The 22,516-nt window shown below is 52.9% G+C and carries 26 protein-coding genes; 19 read left to right on the forward strand and 7 right to left on the reverse strand.

Features of this window, described 5'->3' with window-relative positions; all coding sequences use genetic code 11:
* The first annotated feature begins 22 nt into the window (after positions 1 to 22).
* The gene (locus AB1763_07050; GenBank protein ID MEW5832573.1) at positions 23 to 907 is read left to right on the forward strand and encodes a rhodanese-like domain-containing protein; all 885 of its coding nucleotides are present in this window, start codon (positions 23 to 25) and stop codon (positions 905 to 907) included.
* Between the two features lie 307 nt (positions 908 to 1,214).
* Here the strand turns inward: AB1763_07050 and AB1763_07055 are convergent, their stop codons facing one another.
* Positions 1,215 to 1,862, reverse strand: coding sequence for a ferritin family protein (locus AB1763_07055; GenBank protein MEW5832574.1), 648 nt, complete (start codon positions 1,860 to 1,862; stop codon positions 1,215 to 1,217).
* 142 nt (positions 1,863 to 2,004) lie between these two features.
* On the opposite strand from AB1763_07055, the gene AB1763_07060 reads away from it, so the two are divergent.
* The 13 genes from AB1763_07060 (at position 2,005) to AB1763_07120 (ending at position 13,031) form a co-directional block, all read left to right on the forward strand.
* Entirely contained in the window at positions 2,005 to 2,340 is a 336-nt protein-coding gene (locus AB1763_07060; GenBank protein ID MEW5832575.1) for a DUF2325 domain-containing protein, read from the forward strand.
* Positions 2,341 to 2,451: 111 nt separating this feature from the next.
* Complete coding sequence (locus AB1763_07065) at positions 2,452 to 2,607, forward strand: hemin uptake protein HemP (GenBank protein ID MEW5832576.1); 156 nt, start codon at positions 2,452 to 2,454, stop codon at positions 2,605 to 2,607.
* A 36-nt stretch (positions 2,608 to 2,643) separates the two neighbouring features.
* Positions 2,644 to 4,674, forward strand: coding sequence for a TonB-dependent receptor (locus tag AB1763_07070; protein ID MEW5832577.1), 2,031 nt, complete (start codon positions 2,644 to 2,646; stop codon positions 4,672 to 4,674).
* Positions 4,675 to 4,867: 193 nt separating this feature from the next.
* Positions 4,868 to 7,147: a TonB-dependent siderophore receptor gene (locus AB1763_07075; GenBank protein MEW5832578.1), complete on the forward strand. Its 2,280-nt coding sequence runs from the start codon at positions 4,868 to 4,870 to the stop codon at positions 7,145 to 7,147.
* 82 nt (positions 7,148 to 7,229) lie between these two features.
* A complete protein-coding gene (locus tag AB1763_07080; protein MEW5832579.1) occupies positions 7,230 to 7,913 on the forward strand; it encodes a Fe2+-dependent dioxygenase in 684 nt (227 codons plus the stop codon).
* A gap of 26 nt (positions 7,914 to 7,939) precedes the next feature.
* Positions 7,940 to 8,362 (forward strand): TonB-system energizer ExbB, encoded by a 423-nt coding sequence (gene exbB / locus AB1763_07085; GenBank protein MEW5832580.1) that lies wholly within the window; start codon positions 7,940 to 7,942, stop codon positions 8,360 to 8,362.
* Positions 8,349 to 8,732 (forward strand): biopolymer transporter ExbD, encoded by a 384-nt coding sequence (locus AB1763_07090; protein ID MEW5832581.1) that lies wholly within the window; start codon positions 8,349 to 8,351, stop codon positions 8,730 to 8,732. Before exbB ends, AB1763_07090 begins: the two co-directional genes overlap by 14 nt.
* Positions 8,729 to 9,400, forward strand: coding sequence for a TonB family protein (locus AB1763_07095; protein ID MEW5832582.1), 672 nt, complete (start codon positions 8,729 to 8,731; stop codon positions 9,398 to 9,400). Before AB1763_07090 ends, AB1763_07095 begins: the two co-directional genes overlap by 4 nt.
* A gap of 115 nt (positions 9,401 to 9,515) precedes the next feature.
* Positions 9,516 to 9,713, forward strand: coding sequence for a hypothetical protein (locus AB1763_07100; GenBank protein ID MEW5832583.1), 198 nt, complete (start codon positions 9,516 to 9,518; stop codon positions 9,711 to 9,713).
* A 55-nt stretch (positions 9,714 to 9,768) separates the two neighbouring features.
* The gene (locus AB1763_07105; protein ID MEW5832584.1) at positions 9,769 to 10,992 is read left to right on the forward strand and encodes a M48 family metallopeptidase; all 1,224 of its coding nucleotides are present in this window, start codon (positions 9,769 to 9,771) and stop codon (positions 10,990 to 10,992) included.
* Entirely contained in the window at positions 10,977 to 11,810 is an 834-nt protein-coding gene (prmC, locus tag AB1763_07110; protein ID MEW5832585.1) for a peptide chain release factor N(5)-glutamine methyltransferase, read from the forward strand. Before AB1763_07105 ends, prmC begins: the two co-directional genes overlap by 16 nt.
* Entirely contained in the window at positions 11,803 to 12,282 is a 480-nt protein-coding gene (locus AB1763_07115; GenBank protein MEW5832586.1) for a DUF4149 domain-containing protein, read from the forward strand. Before prmC ends, AB1763_07115 begins: the two co-directional genes overlap by 8 nt.
* A complete protein-coding gene (locus tag AB1763_07120) occupies positions 12,279 to 13,031 on the forward strand; it encodes an ABC transporter ATP-binding protein (GenBank protein MEW5832587.1) in 753 nt (250 codons plus the stop codon). The genes AB1763_07115 and AB1763_07120 overlap by 4 nt, the downstream gene beginning before the upstream one ends.
* Before the next feature lie 17 nt (positions 13,032 to 13,048).
* On the opposite strand, the gene AB1763_07125 is transcribed toward AB1763_07120, so the two are convergent.
* The 5 genes from AB1763_07125 to AB1763_07145 all read right to left on the reverse strand — a co-directional run bounded on the left by AB1763_07125 (position 13,049) and on the right by AB1763_07145 (position 17,852).
* Entirely contained in the window at positions 13,049 to 13,411 is a 363-nt protein-coding gene (locus AB1763_07125; protein ID MEW5832588.1) for a hypothetical protein, read from the reverse strand.
* A 106-nt stretch (positions 13,412 to 13,517) separates the two neighbouring features.
* A complete protein-coding gene (locus tag AB1763_07130; protein ID MEW5832589.1) occupies positions 13,518 to 13,808 on the reverse strand; it encodes a J domain-containing protein in 291 nt (96 codons plus the stop codon).
* Between the two features lie 14 nt (positions 13,809 to 13,822).
* Positions 13,823 to 14,971, reverse strand: coding sequence for a cell division protein FtsZ (ftsZ, locus tag AB1763_07135; protein ID MEW5832590.1), 1,149 nt, complete (start codon positions 14,969 to 14,971; stop codon positions 13,823 to 13,825).
* A gap of 18 nt (positions 14,972 to 14,989) precedes the next feature.
* The gene (gene ftsA / locus AB1763_07140) at positions 14,990 to 16,387 is read right to left on the reverse strand and encodes a cell division protein FtsA (protein ID MEW5832591.1); all 1,398 of its coding nucleotides are present in this window, start codon (positions 16,385 to 16,387) and stop codon (positions 14,990 to 14,992) included.
* A 1-nt stretch (position 16,388) separates the two neighbouring features.
* Positions 16,389 to 17,852: a peptidylprolyl isomerase gene (locus AB1763_07145; protein MEW5832592.1), complete on the reverse strand. Its 1,464-nt coding sequence runs from the start codon at positions 17,850 to 17,852 to the stop codon at positions 16,389 to 16,391.
* Positions 17,853 to 17,968: 116 nt separating this feature from the next.
* Here AB1763_07145 and AB1763_07150 point away from each other — a divergent pair, with 116 nt between their 5' ends.
* Entirely contained in the window at positions 17,969 to 19,276 is a 1,308-nt protein-coding gene (locus AB1763_07150) for an adenosylmethionine--8-amino-7-oxononanoate transaminase (GenBank protein MEW5832593.1), read from the forward strand.
* On the opposite strand, the gene AB1763_07155 is transcribed toward AB1763_07150, so the two are convergent.
* Positions 19,262 to 19,852 carry a class II aldolase and adducin N-terminal domain-containing protein gene (locus AB1763_07155; protein MEW5832594.1) on the reverse strand — a complete coding sequence of 197 codons (591 nt, stop codon included), beginning with the start codon at positions 19,850 to 19,852 and terminating at the stop codon, positions 19,262 to 19,264. The two genes, AB1763_07150 and AB1763_07155, sit on opposite strands and share 15 nt — an antisense overlap.
* A 46-nt stretch (positions 19,853 to 19,898) precedes the next feature.
* Between AB1763_07155 and AB1763_07160 the strand changes: the two genes are divergently transcribed.
* From AB1763_07160 to AB1763_07175, 4 genes are all read left to right on the forward strand, one after another.
* Complete coding sequence (locus AB1763_07160; GenBank protein MEW5832595.1) at positions 19,899 to 20,780, forward strand: LysR substrate-binding domain-containing protein; 882 nt, start codon at positions 19,899 to 19,901, stop codon at positions 20,778 to 20,780.
* 12 nt (positions 20,781 to 20,792) lie between these two features.
* Positions 20,793 to 21,728, forward strand: a complete 936-nt coding sequence (rsmH, locus tag AB1763_07165; GenBank protein MEW5832596.1) for a 16S rRNA (cytosine(1402)-N(4))-methyltransferase RsmH — start codon at positions 20,793 to 20,795, stop codon at positions 21,726 to 21,728.
* On the forward strand, positions 21,725 to 22,003 hold the full coding sequence (locus AB1763_07170; GenBank protein ID MEW5832597.1) for a hypothetical protein: 279 nt from the start codon (positions 21,725 to 21,727) through the stop codon (positions 22,001 to 22,003). The genes rsmH and AB1763_07170 overlap by 4 nt, the downstream gene beginning before the upstream one ends.
* 104 nt (positions 22,004 to 22,107) lie before the next feature.
* On the forward strand, positions 22,108 to 22,515 hold the full coding sequence (locus tag AB1763_07175; GenBank protein ID MEW5832598.1) for a hypothetical protein: 408 nt from the start codon (positions 22,108 to 22,110) through the stop codon (positions 22,513 to 22,515).
* The last annotated feature ends 1 nt before the right edge of the window (position 22,516 follow it).

A 22,516-nucleotide genomic window follows, 5' to 3' on the forward strand; every position in this document is an offset into this window, starting at 1 on the left:
CGAAATAATTTAAAGGAAACGCATGAAAATCCTCACGGCTCTAGCGGCGGCAGTCGTCTCGTTGATGGCGATCGAACCCGTCGTCACCCCGCAATGGCTCCATGAACACCAAAAGGACGCCAATCTTCGGATCGTCGAAGTATCGGAAGGAGATGCGTATGCGTTCGGGCACATACCGGGTGCGATGCATACGACAATCGCCAAATGGCGGTTTGACAACGGCACTTTCCTCTCGGTACGCCCGGTGGCCCAGATCGAAGCGGAAATCTCCCGTCTGGGGATTGACGCCCGAAGCGACGTTGTCCTCTATGCCCCCATCAACGATCCCAAAGACTTGCTGAAAACGAGCTATATCTACTGGGCTCTCAATTATCACGGGGTGAAAAACGTCGCATTGCTCGACGGCGGACTCAAAGCTTGGACAAACGCCTCTTTTCCCCTTGCTCAAGATGAACCGCTTATCAAGCCTACCGCGTACAAGGCCAAGCTCGATCCGGCCAAAATCGCCGATGTAGGGTATGTCAAAAGCCATCTCGGAAAGATTCCCATGATCGATGCCCGACCCGGCGACATGTACCTGGGGGTTACCCCGACCCCGACGGTCAAACGTGACGGCCACATCAAAGGAGCAATGAGCTATCCGTGGAACTATTCGGTGGACAAAGAGTACGTCCTCAAATCGAAGAGCATGCTCGACAGCGTCTTCAAAGAGGGATACGGACTCGACAAGAACAAAGAGGTGCTGGTGTATTGTACCGGAGGGCTTGAAACGTCGTTTAACTATTTTATTCTCAGTGGAGTATTGGGATACAAAAACATCCGTCTTTATGACGCGTCGATGAAAGAGTGGGGGAACCGCGAGGATACCCCGATGACCCGGTTCGGTTACGAAAGGTTTTCCGAATAATCGTAACGATTAGCGATAAAACTTATCCGATTGATAAGTTTTATCCTGTATAATTCCGCTCGTGCCCACTCTTTCTTTTTTTTCACACTCTAAAGTCCGTGTGGGCGCATCCTCGATTCCTACGTTTCCATTTTCTCCGGTTCACACAGATATTTTTTCTCTTTTGCCGCACGCGCGCATTTAGTACAGATATATTTCGGGTTTTTGACAATCTTGACGATCTTTTTAAAATCCGACTTAAGATCGGATTTGCCGAGTTTGCAGAGTTCTTTCACGGGGTTCTCCTTGTCCCCCCGGAGGAGGGGCTTTAGTGCAGGTGCTCGCGTTTGAAATATTCACGTCCTACTTTGCACAGCGGACAGGCGACGGGGGGCTTTTTCCCCCGGTGGACGTGTCCGCACACCTCGCAAACCCAGATTTCCTCGTCGGGGCTTGAGAAAAAGCCGTCCGCGATCAGGGCCTCTTTGAGGGCGGCGTATTCGCGCTCGTGTTCCACCTCGACTTTTCCGATGGCGGTAAAGAGGCGTGCCAGGTCCTTATGCCCCTCGGCCGTTGCGATCTCGGCAAAAGAGGGATACATGACCGTGTGTTCGTAATTCTCGCCGTGCATCGCCGTCTCGAGATTTTCGGGGGTCGCATCGACCTCTTGTCCGTAAATCAGTTTGTGATACGCTTTGTACTGCGCGCGGGCATGGTACATCTCGTTAAACGCCGCTTCGCGGAAATGGCGCTCGACCGCATGCCACCCCTCATCGCGGGCGATGTCGGCGAAGAGTTCGTATTTGTTCCGGGCCATGCTTTCGCCTCCGAACGCTTTCATCAGGTTCACCGCCGTGAGGTTTTCGGTGGTCATTTCCATCTCTTCACCGCAGCAGACCAATGTCCCGCCTCCCACTTTCTGGATTTCGACTTCGTTGCCGCAGACATTACATCGGTAGGTTTCGTATTGACGCATCGTTACTCCTTCATCGAACGCTTTGTCTGTATCATAACGCAAATAGTCGAAAAAGAATAATATGATATTTGTTATCAATATTATTTTATTTTAAGGGATAACTTCGTAATATTTGATATCTATTATCAATAAAGGAGTGCCAATGTCCGTTCTCATTATCGGAGGAGACAAAGTCACGCGCCTGCAGTCGCTGTTGCAATCGCTGGGTGCGACCGAAACGCGTCACTGGGACAGCCGCCGCAATTCGACGTCCCACAAGACGCTTCCGCACAACACCGATATGATCATCATGCTGACCGATTTTCTCAAGCATAACTCGATGAACCATTTCAAGCGGGAAGCGAAAAAATCGGATATCCCTTTTCTGTGCGTCAAAGGGTTGAGCGGATGCAGCGAGTGCCAGATCCGCCAGATGGTCGAAGGGATCCGCAACGCGGATGAAACGAACCGTTTTTGCAGCGGCGTATGCGCTCGTTGATCCAATGAAAGGAACTGACCCTATGAAACTTCCGTGTGAACCCAAAACCGATACCGTCCTCCCCCCGTCGCACCGGCTGTTGCGGCGCGGACGCGCTTGCTAGGAGAGAGGATGGTAACCGAAAGCTCATCGTCAAAAGAGTATAATGGCACCGTTATTGAGTCCAAAGAGCTGTTTAAAAACGACAGTTCGATCAGGATCGTCCACGGTAACGATGTCTACATACTTCGCATTACCAAAGGCAACAAACTGATCCTCACCAAATAAGCGGCGCCCTTGGCGCCGTCCGCCGAAGGAATTTTTGTGCTGCGTCCCCTGTTTTTCACCGCTTTATCCCTCTCCGCCGTCTGTGCGCAGGAGATCATCCAGCTTGACAAAATCGAAGTCGAAGAAGAATATACCGTCCTCGAAGAACGCAAAGAACACTCGATCGCCAAACGGATTATCAAAGGCGAAGAGCTCAGCCAGTACGGCGACCTCAATGCCCTTGAAGTACTCAAACGAACCCCCGGCGTCACGGTTGCCCAGGGCAAAGGGAAAAAAGGGACGCCGGGCAAGGGATATACGAAAGTGCTGATCGACGGCGAAGAGGTTTCGTCGACGAAGCGTGGGAACCCGCTGGAACAGATTTCGCCCGAAATGATCGAACGGATCGAGGTGATGACCAACGGATCGGCCGAATACACCGCCGAAGCGATGGGGGGAATCGTCAACATCGTCCTGAAAAAACCGTCATCGGAGGGAAAAACGATCGCCAAACTGAGCGGAGGGGCATACAACGGTCGGCCGCTGGGATCGGTTTTTGCCCAAAGAGAAGGCAAATCGGGGCGGTATTCGTACCTGTTTAACGCCACGTACGCCGACAATACGCACAAAGACGACGCTTCGACCCGGATCGACGACACGATCAACCTCACCGAAAAACTGCGCGATTCGCAGGGGCGTTACCGTGCGTTGAGCCTCAACGGCAAGCTGATGTACGCGGCGGATACAAAAAACAAATACGCCTTCGACGCGTCGATGGGGCTGAATGCAAACCGTGCCACGGCGGATGAACGGACGTATACGAACGGGACGTTAAGCACGACTCTTTACAACCGCGACGAAAGCGACGCGATGATGCTCTGGACGAAAATTTCGGGAGAACATCATGTGTCGGGAACGGAGCTCGTTGACTGGAAACTCAAATTCCATCAAAACGATTCGGAAGGGGAGAACCGTTCGGGAACGAAGCTTCAGTACGACGATTCCCTGTTCCGCGTGTTCGGAGCCGAAGGGAGCTACTCGCGCATCAGTGCGGAGCATTTCGTGAAAACGGGAGTCGAGGTCAAGCGGATCCTGCAGGACGAAAGCGTGAGGGTTCTCAGCGGCGGAGTGGAGACCTCCAACGTACGACAGACCCTGCGTCAGGAGAAAGGTGCGCTCTACATCCAGGACGAAGTGGGGATCGGCGAGAATTTCCTGGTGACTCCGGGAATCCGCTACGAGAGCGTTTCACGCGATTTCGCAGGGTCGTCGAACATCGATTATTTCGCCCCTTCGCTGCACCTGCTTTATCGCCTCAGCCCCGATGATAACTTCCGGGCAAGCGTTTCGAAAACGGTCAGGCTGCCACGCCTGGACGAACTGACCGATACCGTCGACAGTTCGCTGGAACTCAACGATCTTACCCGTCCGGACGTGAGCGGGAATTCGGCTCTGAGAGAAGAAAAAGCACTCAGTTACGAAGTGCGTCTGGAACACTATTTCGCCGACAAGGGGATAGTGAGCGTGGGCGGATTTTACCGCGTCATCGACGACAAGATCGAAAAACTGACCACCTATGAGGGGGGACGTTACATCGAACGGCCCTACAACGCGGGCGAGGGGAGATTATGGAGTGTGGAGGCCGAGCTGAAAAAATCGCTTGCTTCGTATGTGACCGGCTTGGGGATTTTCGCCAATGCGACGGTCCAAAACTCCTCTCTGAGCGTCAACGGCTTTAAACGTCCCATCAAAGCGACCAATGATTATCTCTATAACGTCGGTGTCGACCATACGCTCAGCGCCTACCGCCTGACCTACGGCGCCGCCTACCGCTACGTCAGCGGCTACGACGATCCGACCGACGAAAACGGCATCGCCGAATCGCAAAAGGGGTACGGAACGTTCGACCTGTACGCCAAAAAGCGGATCGATTCGACGTTCAAAGCCGGGATCAATCTCAAAAATCTCACCGGTGAAACGATCACGACCACGACCCGCCGCTATACGTCGGGGACCCTTGTCGAAACCCAGACCTATCGGGAAAATACCCGTCCCTATCTCCTTGTGACGCTCGAGGGGCGTTGGTAATCTTCATGATTCTTAAGCCGGAATAAACTCCGGCATCTTATTTATTTAATAATGCTTATCACTATTGACATAATCTTTCAATCCCGCTATAGTTCCATAAATTGAAATCAATTATCAATTGCTTTTCTAGAAACTAGCCAGCAAATGCTCTCCCGAGCCGGTAGCCAGCCACTTCAACTTTCAAGGAGTGCTTATGGCCTACCACAACCGTTTTCTCAATTCTCAGATGCTTCCGATAGGTGCGATGCTTTTGAGCATCGGAGCAAGTTCCGTGTTGGCGGATTCCGCCGATTCGAACGCAACGATCAAGGCGATAGACATCCAAGATACCGTCGAGATCGAACTGCCGCGATATCAGCCGGGTATTTCCAAAACCGCCAAAACCGGACAACTCGCGCACGACGTTCCCCAGGCGATTACCGTCGTGACGAAAGAGCTGCTGCACGACAAATCCGAATTTACCCTCAAAGAGGCGCTCAGCAACGTGTCGGGCCTCACCTTCAACGCCGCCGAAGGGGGACGGATCGGGGATAACATGAATCTGCGCGGTTTTTACACTTTCGGGGACCTTTACCTCGACGGTATCCGCGACGTTGCGCAATACAACCGCGATACGTTCAATCTCGAGCAGGTCGACGTTCTGCGCGGCGGCGCGGCCATGCTGTTCGGCCGCGGGCAGGCCGGCGGCGTCATCAACCAGGTGAGTAAAGACGCCGAAGCCGAAAATTTCGGCAAGCTCTCGATGACGCTCGGTACGGACGAGTACAAACGGGCATCGGCCGACATCAACGTCATGCTCGACGATACGACGGCGCTTCGCCTTAACGTGATGGGGATGGATGCCGGGAGTACCCGAAACGACGTCTATAACGAATCGTACGGCATCGCCCCTACGATCACTTTCGGATTGGGGACCGACAACGAGTTCAGCCTCTCCCATTTTTATCTCAACACCCACATCACTCCCGATTACGGTGTCCCTTTCGACAGTGCTACAAAGCGCCCTGCGGATGTAGGTAAGGAAACATTTTACGGATTTACGGACGATTTCGAGGATAACCGTGTCAACATCACGACCGCCAGTTATACCCATAAATTTTCGTCGGACACGCAACTGCGTTCGGTGATCCGTCATGCCGATTATCTGCGGGACAACTGGGCTATCGCCCCGGGCGGGTACGATTCGGCGACGGGATCGGTGAACCGGAGTTCAAAAGGAAACGGGGCCAAGGAGAAAACCGATACGTGGCAGAACGATTTCACAACCAGATTCGAAGCGCTGGGGATGAAGCACGAAGCGCTTGTAGGGACCGAATTCCTGCGCGAGGAACAGGTACGCTGGGGACATGACGGGCTTTCGTCGTATTATCCGAACATCAGCGATGCCAACGGTCCGGCCAACGGATTGCCCGATACCGCGACGGGGCGGTATGTGGCGAGCAACGGGATTATTTACTCCCGTACCAGCGCTACGGGATCCTGGGTGGCGCAGTTGCCCAACTCCCTGGAATCGGGTTCGTCGATTCCCGAAGCCTACAAGGCGGTTTACGGCAACAAAGAGCGCAACATCAACGGCGGATACAAAGGGCATACCTGGGCCCTCTACGCCCAGGACGTCGTCGAATTCGTTCCCAACTGGAAAGTGATGGCGGGATTTCGCAAGGACTGGCTGAAGATGGATTATTACACCGGCGCGTCGCTGACGCAAAACGGAGATCTCCGTTACAACGAGATGAGTTACCGTGCCGGGCTGTCGTATCAGCCCGATACCCGTCAGCACTATTACGTAGCATGGAACAATTCGTTCAATACGACCGGGGATCTGTATTCGTTTTCGAACCGATACGATCCGGAACGGAGCGTCACGTACGAGCTGGGGGCAAAATGGGAATTTTTTGATGGGGACCTGTCGCTGCGTACCGCAGTTTATCGGACCATCAAAGAGTGGGAACGCAATACCGACGTCATGAGCGCTTCGTCCAACCCGATTCTCTCCAAAGAGCGTCATACCGACGGCATCGAACTCGAAGCGGCCGGCCGGATTACCGACAACTGGGACGTTTTCGCCGGCGTCGCGCTGATGGATCCCGAAGTCGATGAGGTCGCACCCGGTAAATCGGACATCGTCGTCGGACATAAACCGCCCAATTCGACCGACTATACGTTCAACCTCTGGACGACGTACAAACTCGGCGGCGGATGGAAAGTCGGCGGCGGAATTGAGGGCAAAGGGGACCGTGCGGTCTACAGCTATCCCAACGCCGGTGCTACGTCGTTCAACCCGAACGTAGCGCCGCATTACGTCCGTTACGACGCGATGGTCGGCTATACCCAGAAAAACTACGCGGTGCAGCTCAACGTCAAAAACCTTTTCGACACCACCTATTACGAATCGGCCTACATCAACGGCGGATTCGCCATACCCGGGACGGGACGGACGGCGCAGGTGACGCTCGATTACAAATTCTTTTAATCGAAAACTCCCCCAGGGGAGTTTTGATACGGCTCCATGCGGTGCGTGGGACCGTACCAAAACTCAGGCAAAGGAAAACACCATGTTACTCCACATACCCAACGTACTCACTCCCGAACAGGTGGCGGAATGCCGCCGTATTCTGACGTCGTCGACGTGGGTGGACGGCAACGTCACCAGCGGCACGCAGGCGGCAAAGGCAAAAAACAATCTTCAGCTTCCCGAAGATTCCGAAGCGGCGGTCGCATTGCAGAAAATCGTATTGGACGCGCTGAGCAACAACGCGCTGTTTTTCACCGCGGCACTCCCCAAAAAGATTTTTCCGCCGTTATTCAACTGTTATACGGGTGAGTTCAACACCTTCGGAAACCATGTCGACAATGCGGTCCGTACGATGCGCGGTGGGGGGAAAAGGGTACGCAGCGATCTGTCGTTCACCCTCTTTTTTTCCGATCCGGAAGAATACGACGGGGGGGAACTGGTGATTGAAGACACGTTCGGATCGCAAATCGTGAAACTTCCCGCCGGAGATATGGTTCTGTATCCTTCATCGAGCGTCCATCGCGTCGAACCGGTAACGCGCGGCGCGCGTATCTCGTGTTTTACCTGGTTGGAGAGCATGATCCGTGAAACGGACAGACGCCGGTTGCTTTTTGATCTGGACATGAGCATTATCGCGTTTCGCGAACGGCTGGGCGACGATGAGGATACGGTCAAGCTGACGAGCATTTACCACAATCTGCTCCGTACCTGGGCGGACACTTAATACATCATAACAAACAGGAGACAAAAATGGAAGAATTGAAACTGGCGGTCGATTATGCGACCTTGGGAATTTTGGGAATTATGAGCGTGATCGCTTTCGCCTATGGAATAGAGCGTTATTTCTATTATCGTTCGGTGGATGTCAGCAGTTACGAAACGAAAAACAAGGCGGAGGCGGAGCTGTCGAAAAACCTCACGGCCATCTCGGTAATCGGGTCGAATGCCCCCTATGTAGGCCTGCTCGGTACGGTTGCGGGGATCATGGTGGTGTTTTACGAGATCGGCCAGAGCGGTGGGATGGAACCCTCGGCGGTGGTTATCGGTCTGTCGTTGGCACTTAAAGCAACCGCGCTGGGACTGCTCGTCGCGATCCCGTCGATGATGATCTACAGTGCGTGCCTTCGGAAGATGGATCTGCTGATGGGGGCATGGGAAGATGCGCGCGCTTAAACGGGTAGAGGGGATCAACGTCGTTCCCCTTATCGACGTCGTCCTTGTTTTGCTGGCAATCGTATTGACCATTTCGACGTTCGTCGCGTCGGGAGCGATCAAGCTTGATCTTCCCAAAGCCGCCAGTGCGAAAGAGACTTCTGCACAAAAAATCGAAATCGCGGTCAATGAAAGCGGCGAGATGTTCTGGAACGGCAAAGCGATGCAGCGTGTTGAACTGATGCAGGCGATTTCGACATTGAAAAGCGACGCAAGCGTGAGTGTATTGGGGGATAAAAAAGCGTTTTTCAACGATTTCATCTTTATTCTCGACCGCTTGAAACTTCAAGGAATCGAAAAAATCTCGATCGTGACGAAGAGAGACGCATGAAAACGCGCGGCTCGTTCATATTTTCGGTATTACTGCATGCGCTGATCATTGCCGTTGCGGTTGCTTCCCTTCCCGTGGAGGAGACCGAAGAAGAGATTGTTCTGGAACTGGCGCTGACTCCTGCCGTGTCCCCCGGGCGAACTGCGCCGGTCGTGCAAACGGCCGTGCCGAAATCCCCTGAAGCCAAACCGCTGACCGAAAAGAGGCCCGATCCGCTACCCGAAACCCCGACGATCGATAAAGAGGATCCCGAACCGGTCGTATCGAAAACGGTTGCCGTCCCTTCCGAACCTGTCCGCGCGGTGCAGACGGCACAACCCGAATCCATAGCCGCTCCGAAACCCGTTCCGGCCGTCCCTGTAATCGATGCGGAAAAGGAATATTTGGACGACCATCTTTCGACGATTCGGGAATTGTTGGTGAAATACCGCAAATATCCCTCGCAGGCCGTACGCCTGAGACAGGAAGGGAGCGTCAGAATTTCGTTTCGTTTAAAACATGACGGCGAGGTCGATGACATCAGGATTGTGGACGGGTCGGGATTTCCGATACTCGATGAGGACGCGATCGCGCTGATACGCAAAACAGCCGAATATTTTCCAAAACCTCCCAAACCCGTGCGGATTACGGTTCCGCTCAACTATACGCTGAAAATGCGTTCATCGTGACGATAAAAAGAACCAATAAACAAACTTAAACCGTCAGAGTAGGGGAGATTCGTTAACTCGATGTAGGGTAAGATGGCTAATATTATCGCATTATCTGCATAAAAAGGAACCACCCATGAAAGACAATGAACCTACTCTCAGCTCGATTGAGGACTACGATACGCTCAAAGGGGAGAAAAAACGGATCGTCTGGACCGTTATCGTGATCGGATTACTCATCGGAGCGGTGTTTGTCGGTGCCAAATACTATTACGGCGATGCAAACGATTCGATTCCCGTCGAAGATACGATCGGTAAAGTTCCGGTCAAATAATGGTAAAATCCCTTTCAAAAAAACGGGACAGTGAATGATAGCCACGATCATAGGCGTGTACACATTTTATATTTTCATCCGGACATACGTCAGCGTGATGCAGATCGGTTACGTCAACCGCCTCAAATGCAAGGGTGCGGTGTTGATGGGCGAAGCCGATTATCGCGATGCCGCAGCGTATGCGATCGCCAAAGAGAGGCTTTCGATCATCGAAGGGATGGTGGAATATTTTCTATTCCTCGCATGGATGGGAGGAATGATCGCATGGCTTGATGGCGCATTGATGGAAGAGGGCGGATTGACCCAAACGATCGGCGCCGTGATGGGCCTGGTGCTTATTAACGCTTTTGTGACGCTTCCTCTGGGATGGTATGCCAAGTTTAAAATCGACGCGCGTTTCGGCTTCAACCGTTCGAGCACGGCTCAATACGTCAAAGATACGTTGATCACAACCTTCTTGAGTGTTCTGTTCGGAAGCCTCGTCGTGTGGGGCGTCGCTTCGATCATCGCTTCGAGCGAGGAATGGTGGTTATGGAGCTTCGCGTTCATCATGACCGTCGTCGTGGCGATCAATATGTTTTTCCCCACGGTCCGTGCCCTGTTTTTCGATAAAGTGACACCGCTCGAAGACCCCGAACTCAAATCGAAGATCGAAGAGCTGATGCAAAAAACCGGTTTTGTCTCAAGCGGCGTATTCGTCAGCGACGCGAGCAAGCGCGATGCGCGGCTCAACGCTTATTTCGGAGGGCTCGGGAAAGCCAAACGGGTGATTTTGTTCGATACCCTCATCCAGAAACTTACTCCTGCCGAACTGATCGCGGTGCTGGGGCATGAACTGGGACATTTCGCCCACGGCGATCTGTACAAAAATATCGCGATGGTGGGTGCGATGCTGTTTGGAATGTTCGCCTTTTTCGGCAATCTCCCCCAAACGCTGTATCTTGAACTCGGCGTAGCCCAAAGCCCGCACGTTGTCATGATGCTGTTTCTTCTGATGCTCCCGATGGTGAGCTTTTTCATCATGCCGCTCTTTGGTCTCATGAGTCGTCATAACGAGTATGAAGCCGACCGAAGCGGTGCCGAGCTCGGAGGGGCCGGGCATCTGGCCGACGCGCTCAAAAAACTGGTGAGCGAAAACAAAAGCTTCCCGCTATCCCATCCGCTCTACCGCTTTTTCCACACGACTCACCCGCCGGTCGTCGAACGGCTGCGGGCGCTGGGTTACGAGATCCGTATCGATGCGGAGGAAGGGTACGGTGATCCGTGTCCCAACGACTAAGCAGTCTGCACGAAGCACTGACGCAAAAACTGTCGGGAGTCGTCGAATCTCCCCGCCGTGAAGCCGAATTGCTTCTGATGGCGTATCTGGGAAAAGATCAGCTTTATTTCATAACCCATCAAGACGACCTGATAGACGACAGTGACCCGAAACTGTGTGAATGGATCGAAAAACGTTCCCGTAACGTTCCCCTTGAATACCTTACCCGGCGTGTCAGCTTTTACAGTCGGGAGTTCTACGTCGACGAAGGGGCGTTGATTCCCCGCCCCGAAACGGAGCACCTGATCGATGAGGTCCTCAAACGTGTAGACCCGCGCGAATCGATCAGTGTTGCGGAAGTAGGAGTGGGTAGCGGGATCATTTCGATCATGCTGGCCCTGCACCTGCCCAACGCCCGTTTCATTGCCGTGGATATCTCTCCGGCGGCACTGGCGGTAGCGCGACGTAACATCGAAGCGTTCGGCCTCAGCGAGCGGATCGAGCTGCGGGAGGGGGATCTTCTCTCCTGCGTGGACGAGACGATTGATCTGCTGGTATCCAATCCCCCCTATATCGCACTGGATGCCCCGCTGGAGAGCAACCTCTCGTTTGAACCCCAAAACGCCCTTTTCGGAGGGGAGATCGGGGATGAGATCATCCGGCGCCTCATCGGTGAAGTATATGCGCGTCGAATCGGTTGTTTTGTTTGTGAAATGGGATACGACCAACGTACGAAAGTGCAGGAATATCTTACGCCATTTGCGGTACAATCATTGGAATTTTATACCGATCTCGCGGGATTCGACCGGGGGTTCGTTTTAAAGGCGGTACATGAATAAAAAAGCAGCGGTCGACGCACTCTATCTGCTACTGGTCGGGATGACGGCCGGCGCCGTTCTGGTTCTGGGCGTTTTCGTCGCGGCGGTTGTTTTCCACTCCGAACTTTTCTTGAGCGTACCGCTTCTGTCCCGTTTCGAAGAGGGGAAAATCATGGGAGAGGTGTTTCGCCGCTTCAGCTACTGGGGATACGTGATGGCGGCCGTTATCGTTCTGTATGAAGTTTCCCGTTACAAGGTGATGCAAATCGACAAAATCGCGATTCTGAGCGCATTGGGTTCGGTCGCGACGCTGCTTCTTTTCAGCGCGGTGTACACTCCGAAAATCCTGGCCTACCAGGCGCTTGGGGAAAGCGGGATCGACGAAGGGTTCGAAGCGCTTCACAAAGCAAGCGAGATTGATTTCAAAATTCTCTTGATTACCCTGAGCGTACTGTTTGTGCGCCGTGCGTATCTGATGGCGGTAAAACGATGATCCGGTTTGAAAACGTGACCAAAAGCTTCGGTTCGCGCCAGATTCTGCGCGGTGTCGATCTCGAGATCGAAAAAGGGAAAACGACGGTCATTTTCGGCGTATCCGGAGGCGGAAAATCGACGATCATCAAACACATCGTCGGCTTGCTCAAGCCTGATGGCGGTTCGATTACGGTGGGGGGAATACGGGTCGACAACGCGGATGAAGCGACGTTGCGCGACATTCGGACAAAGGTGGGATTCCTGTTTCAAAACGGCGCGTTGTTCGACAGTATGAACATCCGCGATAACGTTGCATTCCCGATGATCGAGCACCAAAAACTGACCCCAAAAGAGCTGGAATACAAAATCGATGAAAAATTATCGATGGTCGGGCTCAAACCCGACATCGTCAAACCGCTTTATCCCGAAGAACTCAGCGGCGGGATGCGCAAACGGGTCGGACTTGCGCGTACGCTGGCACTTGAACCGGAGGTCATTTTGTACGATGAACCTACTTCCGGACTTGACCCGGTTACCAGCGATTTCATTACCCAGATGATCTGTCGTCTGCGCGATGAGATCGGCATGACGTCGATCCTGATCAGCCATGATGTTAACGAGAGTTTCAAAGCGGGCGATCGTTACGCGATGCTGTTTGAGGGGGTTATAGTGGAAGCGGGCGACAAAACGTCGTTTCAAAATTCCTCCAACCCTGTCGTTCAGCAATTCATCCATGCCCGTTCCGAAGGGCCGATCGCTTTTCACTAAACGTGTGCCTACCGCTTTTAGAGCGGTAGGCCGTACCATACCCTCGAACCCGTACGCGAAGCCAAAACCGTCGAAATTCTCTCGAGTATCGAATTCACCCGTACCGTGTATTCAGCCAATGTCGCTTCGTGCCTGTCCGTCTTTTCCAGACCCCCTTCGAGCCGCTTTAACGTTTCCATGACCGAACGGATGAAATTGCGATGGTCGATGCAGTTGCTGTCGATCGCCGCATTGGTGCACAACCCCGCTTCCATTACCGCATAGGCCTCTTTGGTCGCGGCGCTCAACTGTGTAAAATAGTCCTGTGCATAGATTTCGGGATAGCTCAGGATGGCATGAACGCTTTGAAAACGTTTTTTGGCTTCATGAAAAATATCCATAATGGTTTTCTCCCGTTGAGATTTTTATGCCATTATAATGAAACAATAATAAACAAAAATAAAACAAAAGTATTATTGTGGAATGAATGAGGAAAACGGTGCCGGATCAGCGTCCGCCGAATTTTTTGGTCCACCATTCCTGGGGAGTGAGGGTTTGTTCTTTTAAAAACGCTTCGTCGAAGTTGTATTCGTAGGCCGAACAGTATTCCAATAAGGTGGCGTAGGCTTCGTTGATTTGCGCACTCATGGCGTGTGCGCCCTCCGGATCTTCGGGGTGTTTGTCGGGATGCCACCGGTGCATCATGTTTTTGTAACGGGCTTTGATTTCAGAAAGAGTGGCTTTGTCGTGAAGGCCAAGGAGCGTTTTGGCCTTCATGAGTTTGTCAAAAGAGAGCATGGAAAAAGGGCGGATTAGTCTCTTTGCTGACGCATAAACGTCGGAACGTCAAGGAAATCTTCACTGTAATCGCCGTTGGCTACCATTGCGGGGCGGGCAACGACGCGCGGTTTGGCAACGGCTGCGGTAGCGGCTGCGGCGACCGCTTCTTTGTTCTCGAATTCGCAGTTGTTGATCCCCATCGTCGCTTTTTTCTCGAAGCCTGTGGCAACAAGAGTGATGCGGATGTAATCTTGCGGTAGATTGGCATCGGTGGTTGTTCCGAAAATAACGTCGGCACCGTCGTCAACGCTGTTGTGGACGACGTCCATCGCCGCCGAGAGTTCCATGAACGGGAACTCGGGATGCATGCTGAAGTGGACGAGCACTCCAAGCGCACCGGTAATCGACATATTATCCAGAAGAGGAGATTCGATCGCGTTTTTGATCGCTTCGTACGCCGCGTTCTCCCCTTTGTATTCGCCTACACCCATCAGCGCGAGGCCGCGATGGCTCATGACCGTCTGAAGGTCGGCGAAGTCGAGGTTGATGTCGTTGTCCCCGCTGGCGAGGATGACGCCCGAAGTTCCGCTTACCGCGCGGGCCAGGACGCTGTCAACGATTTTAAAACTCTCTTTGATCCCCAGTTTGGGATCGATGATCGAGAGGAGTTTGTCGTTAGGGATGACGACGATCGAATCGGACTCTTTTTTGAGTTCTTCCAGCCCTTCTTCGGCAAGTTTAAGACGTTTTTTCCCTTCGAACGAGAACGGCTTGGTAACGACCGAAATCGTCAGGGCGCCTACCTCTTTGGCAATTTTGGCGATGATCGGAGCCGCACCGGTTCCGGTGCCTCCCCCCAGGCCTGCCGCAACGAAAACGATATCGGCCCCTTCGAGTGCACGGGCGATATCTTCGTAGCTTTCCAGTGCCGACTCTTTGCCCACTTCGGGTTTCATCCCCGCGCCGAGTCCTTTGGTCAGTTTGGCCCCGAGCTGGATTTTGCTCGCCGCGCTTCCCTGCTCAAGTACCTGTGCATCGGTGTTGGCCATAATCAGCTCGATGCCGGGGATCTGCTCTTTGAGCATATAGCCGATCATGTTGCCGCCGCCGCCGCCGACGCCGACCGCTACGATACGGGCCCCCGTTAGAGAGGTTGATTCTTCAATTGAAAATGGTTCCATGCTTGCTCCTTGACGTAATTAAAAAAGTTGAGTTGCCCAATTCCAGAATTTGGTGATCGGGTTAGGCTGGTCGTCCTGTACCGGCTTATTCGACCCGATGTTGACCATCTTCGACACATCCGCCTTCTTCTCTTCCTTGACCGGTTCGGGCTGGGGAGGAGTAGGGGCGGCGTTTGGAATGTCGAATTCCGGTACCTCTTCGTGGAATTGAACCTGCGGCTGGGTTGCCGGTTCTTCGCTCGCGTGACGCATGTGTTTGTTCACGTCGATTTCATAGGGGGTATAGCCGCCGGCCATGTATTTGACCAATCCGACCGCCCCTGAATAGGAAGGATCTCTGAGCGTATCGAAAAGACCTCCCATGTCGCTTGGTTTTGCGAGGCGCACTGGCATGTTGTCGAAAATTGCGACCGCCAGTTCGCGCAGCCCTTCGATTTTGGTAAATCCGCCGGTCAGGACGACTCCCGCTCCCATGTGTTCTCTAAGGCCGCTTTTTTCAAGCGACTGGGCGATAATCATCAGCGTCTCTTCCACCCGGGCGTAGATGACGTTATGCACTACTTCGAGTGAGACTTCGTGGGTTGCGTTTTCGTCTCCGATGACGGGGAGCTCGATCAGGTCGTTGCTCGGTGCGTAGAGGGAACCGTAGTTGATTTTGACGTTGTCGGCGGTCTGAAGCGGCGTATGCAGCGCCATGGAGAGATCGTTCGTTATATGGTTAGAACCGACTCCGAGAAAATCGTTGTAGCGGATGGCGTGCCCGGAGTGGATCACGATGTTGCTGGTGTTTCCACCCATATCGACGACGGCCGCTCCCAGTTCTTTTTCGTCTTGGTTGAGGACGGCGATTGCCGAGGCGTATCCGCTCAATACGACGCTTTCAACTTCGACACCGGCGGCTTTGACCGCTTTGCGGAGGTTGTTGAGATTGCTTTTCTGGGTAGTGATGATGTGGGTCTCGACCTCGAGGCGCGCGGCGTTCATCCCCAGCGGGTCTTCGATGAAATCCTGATCGTCCACTTTGAAATTGTAGGGGAGGGCGTGGAGCACTTCGAATTCATTAGGGATATTCGCGTTGTAAAGCGAGGTATGCATGACGCGGTTGATCTCTTTGAGGGTGATCTCTTTATTCGGGATATTGACGATACCGCTGGAATTGAGGCTTTTGGTATACGCTCCCGAAATCGATACCACGGCGCTGCGCAGTTCCGTACCCGCAACGCGTTTCGCGTCGTTCAGGGCGCTTTTGATCGATTTGCTGGCGAGCTCGATGTTGGTAATGCTCCCTTTGCGAAGCCCCTGCGCTTTTGAGATTCCGGCTCCGATGATCTGCGCACTGTTGTCATCGTCGATTTCGGCGATGATGGCGCAAACTTTTGTCGAGCCGATATCGATGGCTAAAACGGTTCGTTTCAAATCAGATCCCTTCCACATAGATTTCAACAGGGTATTTGTTTTCAAGGACTTTGATCAGTCCCTGATCCAATACATTGCCCTTCAGCTTCGCAACGGCTGCTTCGTTCGCAATTGCTTTTGTTTGAAGCAACTTTTGTTCCAAAACGTTATAGATTATAACATTTCCGCTTTCCAAAGCGATAAAACCCTGTTTTTGTTTGGAGGTGAAGAGTTTGGAAAGGAATTCGGACGTTTCCGTAGGAGTTAAACCGGCCAGTTCGGGAGTTTCGGTGCGGCTGATGAAGTCGGTGGTCGTACCCGTGAACGAGCGATAGCTGTTTTTAGCCAGCTCTTCGAGTTTTTGCGTTTTGAGCTGAGTGGTATACAGAACGTTAGCTTCGTTTTTCGCCTCTTCGTACGTTTTGGTCCGTGAGGGGATCGATTTATCGAGTTTGATGACAACGAAATCGCTTCCCGCTTTGCGGGGTTTGAGATAGGGCTTGTTCGGATTCAGCGCGGCGATCTCTTTGGTCAGCGCGGGATCGAACGGTGACGCGGAAGCGCTGAAAGCGGCTTTTTCGACCGGGATGTTTTGGAGCTGCCCTTTTTTGTAATCGACGTAGAGGCGAAGCGCTTCTTTTTCAGTTGCTTTTTCCTGCAAAGCGGCAACGACGGCCTCACGGGCGTCGGCCGGAGGGAGGATTTTTCCCGACGCGTCTTTGAGCGTCAGGCGGTTGGCTTCGTAATATTCGGCAATTTCGCGTTCCGAAGGAAGTTCGGCAACCGGTGCCTGGCGAACGAAGGAGATTTCATAGCCGGGTTCGGTTTTAAATTCTTTTTTGTGTTTTTCCCAGAACGCCTTGAGTCCCGCTTCGTCGGCGGAAACGTCGATCATCGCGGGTGTCAGGAGCTTGTAGGTGATTTTGTCGGAAACACCCAGCGCGCTGCCCAGTGCACGGGTTTCGAAAGGACGGGCGTTGGAAGCGAGCATGTAGAGGGTTTTTTGGATCAGCAGCTCTTTGCGCAACGACTCTTCGTACTCTTTTTTCGTGAGGCGGTTATCGGCAAGCGCTTTTTCGTAAACGGTTTTGTCGAAAGCTCCCCCCTTGAAAAACATCGGCTGAGACTGGATCACCTCGGCGAGTTCCTTGTCGCTGACGACCATTCCGTAACTTTGGGCGAGGTTCAGTACGAGAGCCTGATTGACCAGCTGGCGGAGGGCCTGGCGCTGCAAGCCCAGTTGCTGGGCCATTTTTTCATCCATTTTTCCCTGAAACATCTGATTGTACTGGTTGAAAAGAGAAGTGTAGCTTTTCTGGAGCTCTTCGGCGGTGATCGAAATATCGCCCACTTTGGCGACGGCACCCGCTTTGTCCCCGTAGCTGTATTGTCCCCATCCGACGAATCCCGCACCGATAAAAGCGATCGTGGAGATCCAGATCGTTACGACCAGGTATTTGCGATGGCGCTGCATCCATGTGATCATTAAAGCGTCCTGTTGTAGAATTCAGATATTTTATTGCGTTTAGCATTAAACTTGGATGAAAAGAACCCTTGGCTAACGCGTGTTATCACATTATAACCCAAAAAAGGGAGGTTTTCATGAACAATTCGGAGATGGCGCGGCGCGATTTGAACGTTGTGTGGCATCCGTGCACACAGATGAAGGATCACGAGACTCTTCCGATGACGCCGATTTCACGCGGTGAAGGGGTCTGGCTCGAAGATTTTGAAGGGCATCGCTTCATCGATGCGATCAGCAGCTGGTGGGTCAATCTTTTCGGTCATTCGAACCCCTACATCAACGGCAAAATCAAAGAACAGCTCGAAACCCTCGAACACGTCATTCTTGCAGGATTTACCCACGAGGGGGTCGTGCGCCTCTCCGAACGGCTCGTCGCCCTTTCACCCGAGGGGCTAACGCGCTGTTTTTATGCCGACAACGGTTCGAGCGCCATCGAAGTGGCGCTCAAGATGAGCTACCATTTTCATCGTAACCGTGGGGAGGAACGCCCTCTTTTCGTCTCTTTGTCGGAGAGTTATCACGGCGAAACGCTCGGAGCCCTCGCGGTTGGGGACGTTTCGCTTTACAAAGAGACTTATGAGCCACTTTTGATCCGTTCACTGGTTACCCCTTCGCCCCGGGATCAGAGCCTTGAAGCGGCGCTCGAAGCCTCGGAAACATTCGGAAGACTTTTGAGGGAACGGGGCAAAGAGATATCGGCGCTGATCGTGGAACCGCTAGTGCAGTGCGCGGGAGGAATGAGAATGTACCATCCCCGTTTTCTCAGCGAAGCCAAGCGGTTGTGCGAAGAATACGGCATCCATTTTATCGCCGATGAAATCGCGGTCGGATTCGGTCGTACGGGGACGTTGTTTGCCTGCGAACAAGCCGGGATTTCACCTGATTTTATGGCTTTATCCAAGGGGCTTACCGGGGGGTATCTTCCTCTTTCTGTGGTTCTAACGACCGAAGAAGTGTACGGTGCGTTTTACTGTGATTACAACCCTGCAAAATCGTTTCTCCACTCACACAGTTATACCGGAAACGCTCTTGCCTGCGCCGCTGCCAACGCGACTTTGGACCTGTTCGAATCGGAATGTGTTATTGAATCGAACCGCCGCCTCATCGGGGTGATCGAACGGGAACTTAAACGGTTTGAACGTTATGAAAAGGTCAAGGAGACACGCCAGTGCGGGATGATCGCCGCCATCGAGCTTGACGGGTTCGATCCCAAAGCGCGGATCGGACTCGAAATCCACCGGCGGTGCATGGAAAAAGGGGTGCTTATCCGTCCGCTGGGGAGCGTCGTGTACGTGATGACGCCCTACGTGATAACCCCTGATGAACTGGTGCGGGTATTCGATGCGATCGAGAGTGCGGTCGCGGCGATTTCAGTCGATGTCTAAACGTGCCTGGGAGTGATCGAGCATCAGGATCCGGCAGCTGCGTTCGAGGATCGAGAGCTGGCGCACCATCGAGTGGATGTCGCGGCTGAAAGCGTAAACGCCGTATCCGCGGATGACCATGATCGAGGTGTTGTTCTGCTGGAAATACTGAGGGATTTCACTCACCGCCCGTTCGTACCAGTCGTCGAATTTTTTCGGGTCGTAGATGGCGATTTTGCCAAATTCCTTGAAGCCGAAATAGTCGTTGGGGATGATGATGCTGTGGTTCAACGAAAAGGCGGTCGTAAAGGGGGGCATCGTAAAGGTGATGAATTTGGCGTCCGATATCTGACGGTAAATCCCGTGGTGGATCGAGGCGTCGATGCTTGCCTCCTTCCAACGGTAATCTTTATTGTAAAAAAGATCGATGAGGCTGTTTTCGCCGATCGAATCGAAAATGGCGTTTTTCGTATTGATCGTGAAAAGATTGGTATCGAGTTTGGCCGAGAGCGAACCGTGATAGATTCCGAAAAAATCTTTCCGGAACATCGACAGGGCGAATGCGGCGAGCTGACGTTTTACGTTTTGTTTGTCCATGAAAAGGATTTTAGCATATAATAGTGCACAAATGAGGGGTGAAAAGATGTTTACGCTGCGTCAACTTGAAATTTTTACGGCCCTGGCCGCCTCGTCCCGCGTTATCGACGTCGCCGAAACCCTCTCCATGAGTCCTTCGGCCGTTTCGATGGCGGTACGGGAGCTGGAGAAAGATTGCGGCGAAGAGCTGTTCGAGAGGATCGGCAAACGGCTGGTTCTCAATGAAAGGGGACGTTATTTTTACGAACATGCGGCCCGAATCGTCGACAAATCGCACCGATTGTTCGAAACCTTTCAGGCCGATTCGATGGGCGGACATCTCTACCTCGCCGCCAGCGTAACGATCAGCAACTATCTTTTGCCCGAATGGATCGGGGATTACCGTTCCGGGAATGAGACGGTCAAGGTATCGCTCAAAACCGCCAACAGTACCGAGGTGATCGAAATGGTCCGCAACGGGGGGTGCGATCTGGGATTCGTCGAAGGCAAATTCGACGAAAACGACATGGAATCCCTGCGGCTCATGAGCGACGAACTCGTCGTCATCGGAAGCGATCCGTCGTTAGCGGAGCGGGAGTATTTCATCGACGAACTGGTTGCCAGACGCTGGATCCTGCGCGAGCGGGGTTCGGGGACGCGCGAAATCTTCCTTTCGCAGATTGCCCCGGTCGACAAGGAACTGCAAATCGATATGGAATTCCAGCACAACGAAGCGATCAAGCGCTACCTGATGCACGACAAAGAAGCCCTCTCGTGCCTTCCCAGACTCAGCGTTGCCGAAGAGCTGGATTCGAAAAAGATGTTCGAGGCCCGGATCATCGGTCATCGGTTCGAGAGGGAATTTCGTCTGATATGGAGAAAAGAGAAGACGCTGACACGGGTGATGCGCGATTTTAAACGTTATGTTAGTGAGCTTAGGATAGTATAGGGCGATAAAAACATGCAAGGAACCCCAGTGCAGGAAGCCCCCCATATTCCCGTTTTGTACCGCGAAGTGATCGAAGCGTTTTCGCCGTGTACCGACGGGATCGTCATCGACTGCACGATGGGGTACGCCGGGCATTCGTCGATGCTGCTCGAACACTATCCTGACGTTTCGCTGATCGGGATCGACCAGGACCCGGAGGCGATTGCGTTTTCTTCGCGCAGACTTGAACCGTTCGGCAAACGGGTCGAAATCCGACAGGGGCGTTTTTCCGACGTTGCACGTGAGGCCATCGCCGAAAAAGGGGATGCGATCTGCGGCATACTGGCCGACATCGGGGTGTCGTCTCTTCAGCTTGACCGGCGCGAGCGGGGCTTCTCGTACGAAAGCGACACCCTCGACATGCGGATGAATCCCGATGCGGCGCTGAGTGCGGCGGACGTGGTCAATACCTATGGGCAAAGCGAATTGGAGACGATCCTGCGCGAATACGGCGAAGTGACCAATGCCCGCCGCGTTGCCGAAACGATCGTACAGCGTCGACCTTTCTATTCGGCCAAAGAACTTTCCGGTGCCATTTTCCATCTGATGCCCAAGGGGAAAAAAATACACCCCTCCACGCTGGTGATGCAGGCGATCCGGATCGAGGTAAACGACGAACTCGGGGAACTCGAGAGGCTGCTGGATGCGGTTGAACAATCGGACGTCAAGCAGATGAGGGTGGCGATCATAACATTTCATTCCCTCGAAGACAGAATCGTCAAAAACCGCTTCGCGAAATGGTCGAAAAACTGTATCTGCCCAGCCGAAGCGATGCGCTGTACCTGCGGCAACAACCATGCGATCGGCAAGACCCTCACCAAAAAGCCGCTGAGTGCGCAGGAGGACGAATTGCGTTCCAACCCGCGCAGCCGGAGTGCGAAACTTCGCGTATTCGAGATTCGACGATGAACGACAAACACGATATCCTGGAAGAAACGAGAGAGATTATCGCCCCTGATGAGTCGATGGGGCCGGTCTTTTTACGCAACGTTTTTGTCGGGGTTTTTCTGGTTTTGATCGTCGTTTTTCCGAAAATTTTCATCAATACGCAGATCTATTTCAAAAGCCGTGAAATTTCGACCCTGACGCATGAACACGATGCCCTGATGGAAGAGAACCGCCTGATCAAGGCCAAAGTGGAAGCCCTCAAATACAAAAACGAAATCCTCGATACCCAGTTTTGATTTTTGAGCGAACGATTCTCTATCGCATCAACTAAGAATTGTGGTGGTATAATCGCGATCCTAATGTTTGGATCAAGTTGGGTCCGAAACGGTCAGGATGTCGGATGAAAAAGCTTTTTTTCGTTTTAGCGATGACGGCGGCGATGCTTCAGGCGGCTCCGTGGAGGGAATCGAAAAGCTTTGTTTTGCCGAAGGACCGTACCGTGAAGGTGCTGGTAAAAAGCGAAGGGCTCGAACGTCTTCTCTCTTTTCGATGGACGCTGTATGCTGATAAAGGGCTCGTCGTGCACGAAAATTTTGATCGGTTTGTGGGACAGCATGTTTTGTACGCGTCACATACTAACCAAAGTTTTCGAAAGCGGCTGCTTCCGGCGAAAAAGAGCGAAAAAGACGTTCCCTACATTGTCGTCGTATTCAAAAAATTCGACGAAGGGGCGAAAACCGCGCAGCTTGACCTGCTGTTGTTCGACAAAGAGCAGCGGATCATGCTCGAGTATTTAACGGAGAAGTGAT

It is taken from the genome of Campylobacterota bacterium, assembly GCA_040752835.1.
Classification (GTDB): domain Bacteria; phylum Campylobacterota; class Campylobacteria; order Campylobacterales; family Sulfurimonadaceae; genus Sulfuricurvum.

What these genes read in the sequence shown, in the direction of transcription:
- AB1763_07050 (MEW5832573.1), top strand. Translation starts at nt 23, where the DNA reads ATGAAAATCCTCACGGCTCTAGCGGCGGCAGTCGTCTCGTTGATGGCG.
- AB1763_07055 (MEW5832574.1), bottom strand. Translation starts at nt 1,862, where the DNA reads ATGCGTCAATACGAAACCTACCGATGTAATGTCTGCGGCAACGAAGTC.
- AB1763_07060 (MEW5832575.1), top strand. Translation starts at nt 2,005, where the DNA reads ATGTCCGTTCTCATTATCGGAGGAGACAAAGTCACGCGCCTGCAGTCG.
- AB1763_07065 (MEW5832576.1), top strand. Translation starts at nt 2,452, where the DNA reads ATGGTAACCGAAAGCTCATCGTCAAAAGAGTATAATGGCACCGTTATT.
- AB1763_07075 (MEW5832578.1), top strand. Translation starts at nt 4,868, where the DNA reads ATGGCCTACCACAACCGTTTTCTCAATTCTCAGATGCTTCCGATAGGT.
- AB1763_07080 (MEW5832579.1), top strand. Translation starts at nt 7,230, where the DNA reads ATGTTACTCCACATACCCAACGTACTCACTCCCGAACAGGTGGCGGAA.
- exbB (MEW5832580.1), top strand. Translation starts at nt 7,940, where the DNA reads ATGGAAGAATTGAAACTGGCGGTCGATTATGCGACCTTGGGAATTTTG.
- AB1763_07090 (MEW5832581.1), top strand. Translation starts at nt 8,349, where the DNA reads ATGCGCGCGCTTAAACGGGTAGAGGGGATCAACGTCGTTCCCCTTATC.
- AB1763_07095 (MEW5832582.1), top strand. Translation starts at nt 8,729, where the DNA reads ATGAAAACGCGCGGCTCGTTCATATTTTCGGTATTACTGCATGCGCTG.
- AB1763_07100 (MEW5832583.1), top strand. Translation starts at nt 9,516, where the DNA reads ATGAAAGACAATGAACCTACTCTCAGCTCGATTGAGGACTACGATACG.
- AB1763_07115 (MEW5832586.1), top strand. Translation starts at nt 11,803, where the DNA reads ATGAATAAAAAAGCAGCGGTCGACGCACTCTATCTGCTACTGGTCGGG.
- AB1763_07120 (MEW5832587.1), top strand. Translation starts at nt 12,279, where the DNA reads ATGATCCGGTTTGAAAACGTGACCAAAAGCTTCGGTTCGCGCCAGATT.
- AB1763_07125 (MEW5832588.1), bottom strand. Translation starts at nt 13,411, where the DNA reads ATGGATATTTTTCATGAAGCCAAAAAACGTTTTCAAAGCGTTCATGCC.
- AB1763_07130 (MEW5832589.1), bottom strand. Translation starts at nt 13,808, where the DNA reads ATGCTCTCTTTTGACAAACTCATGAAGGCCAAAACGCTCCTTGGCCTT.
- ftsZ (MEW5832590.1), bottom strand. Translation starts at nt 14,971, where the DNA reads ATGGAACCATTTTCAATTGAAGAATCAACCTCTCTAACGGGGGCCCGT.
- AB1763_07145 (MEW5832592.1), bottom strand. Translation starts at nt 17,852, where the DNA reads ATGATCACATGGATGCAGCGCCATCGCAAATACCTGGTCGTAACGATC.
- AB1763_07150 (MEW5832593.1), top strand. Translation starts at nt 17,969, where the DNA reads ATGAACAATTCGGAGATGGCGCGGCGCGATTTGAACGTTGTGTGGCAT.
- AB1763_07155 (MEW5832594.1), bottom strand. Translation starts at nt 19,852, where the DNA reads ATGGACAAACAAAACGTAAAACGTCAGCTCGCCGCATTCGCCCTGTCG.
- AB1763_07160 (MEW5832595.1), top strand. Translation starts at nt 19,899, where the DNA reads ATGTTTACGCTGCGTCAACTTGAAATTTTTACGGCCCTGGCCGCCTCG.
- rsmH (MEW5832596.1), top strand. Translation starts at nt 20,793, where the DNA reads ATGCAAGGAACCCCAGTGCAGGAAGCCCCCCATATTCCCGTTTTGTAC.
- AB1763_07170 (MEW5832597.1), top strand. Translation starts at nt 21,725, where the DNA reads ATGAACGACAAACACGATATCCTGGAAGAAACGAGAGAGATTATCGCC.
- AB1763_07175 (MEW5832598.1), top strand. Translation starts at nt 22,108, where the DNA reads ATGAAAAAGCTTTTTTTCGTTTTAGCGATGACGGCGGCGATGCTTCAG.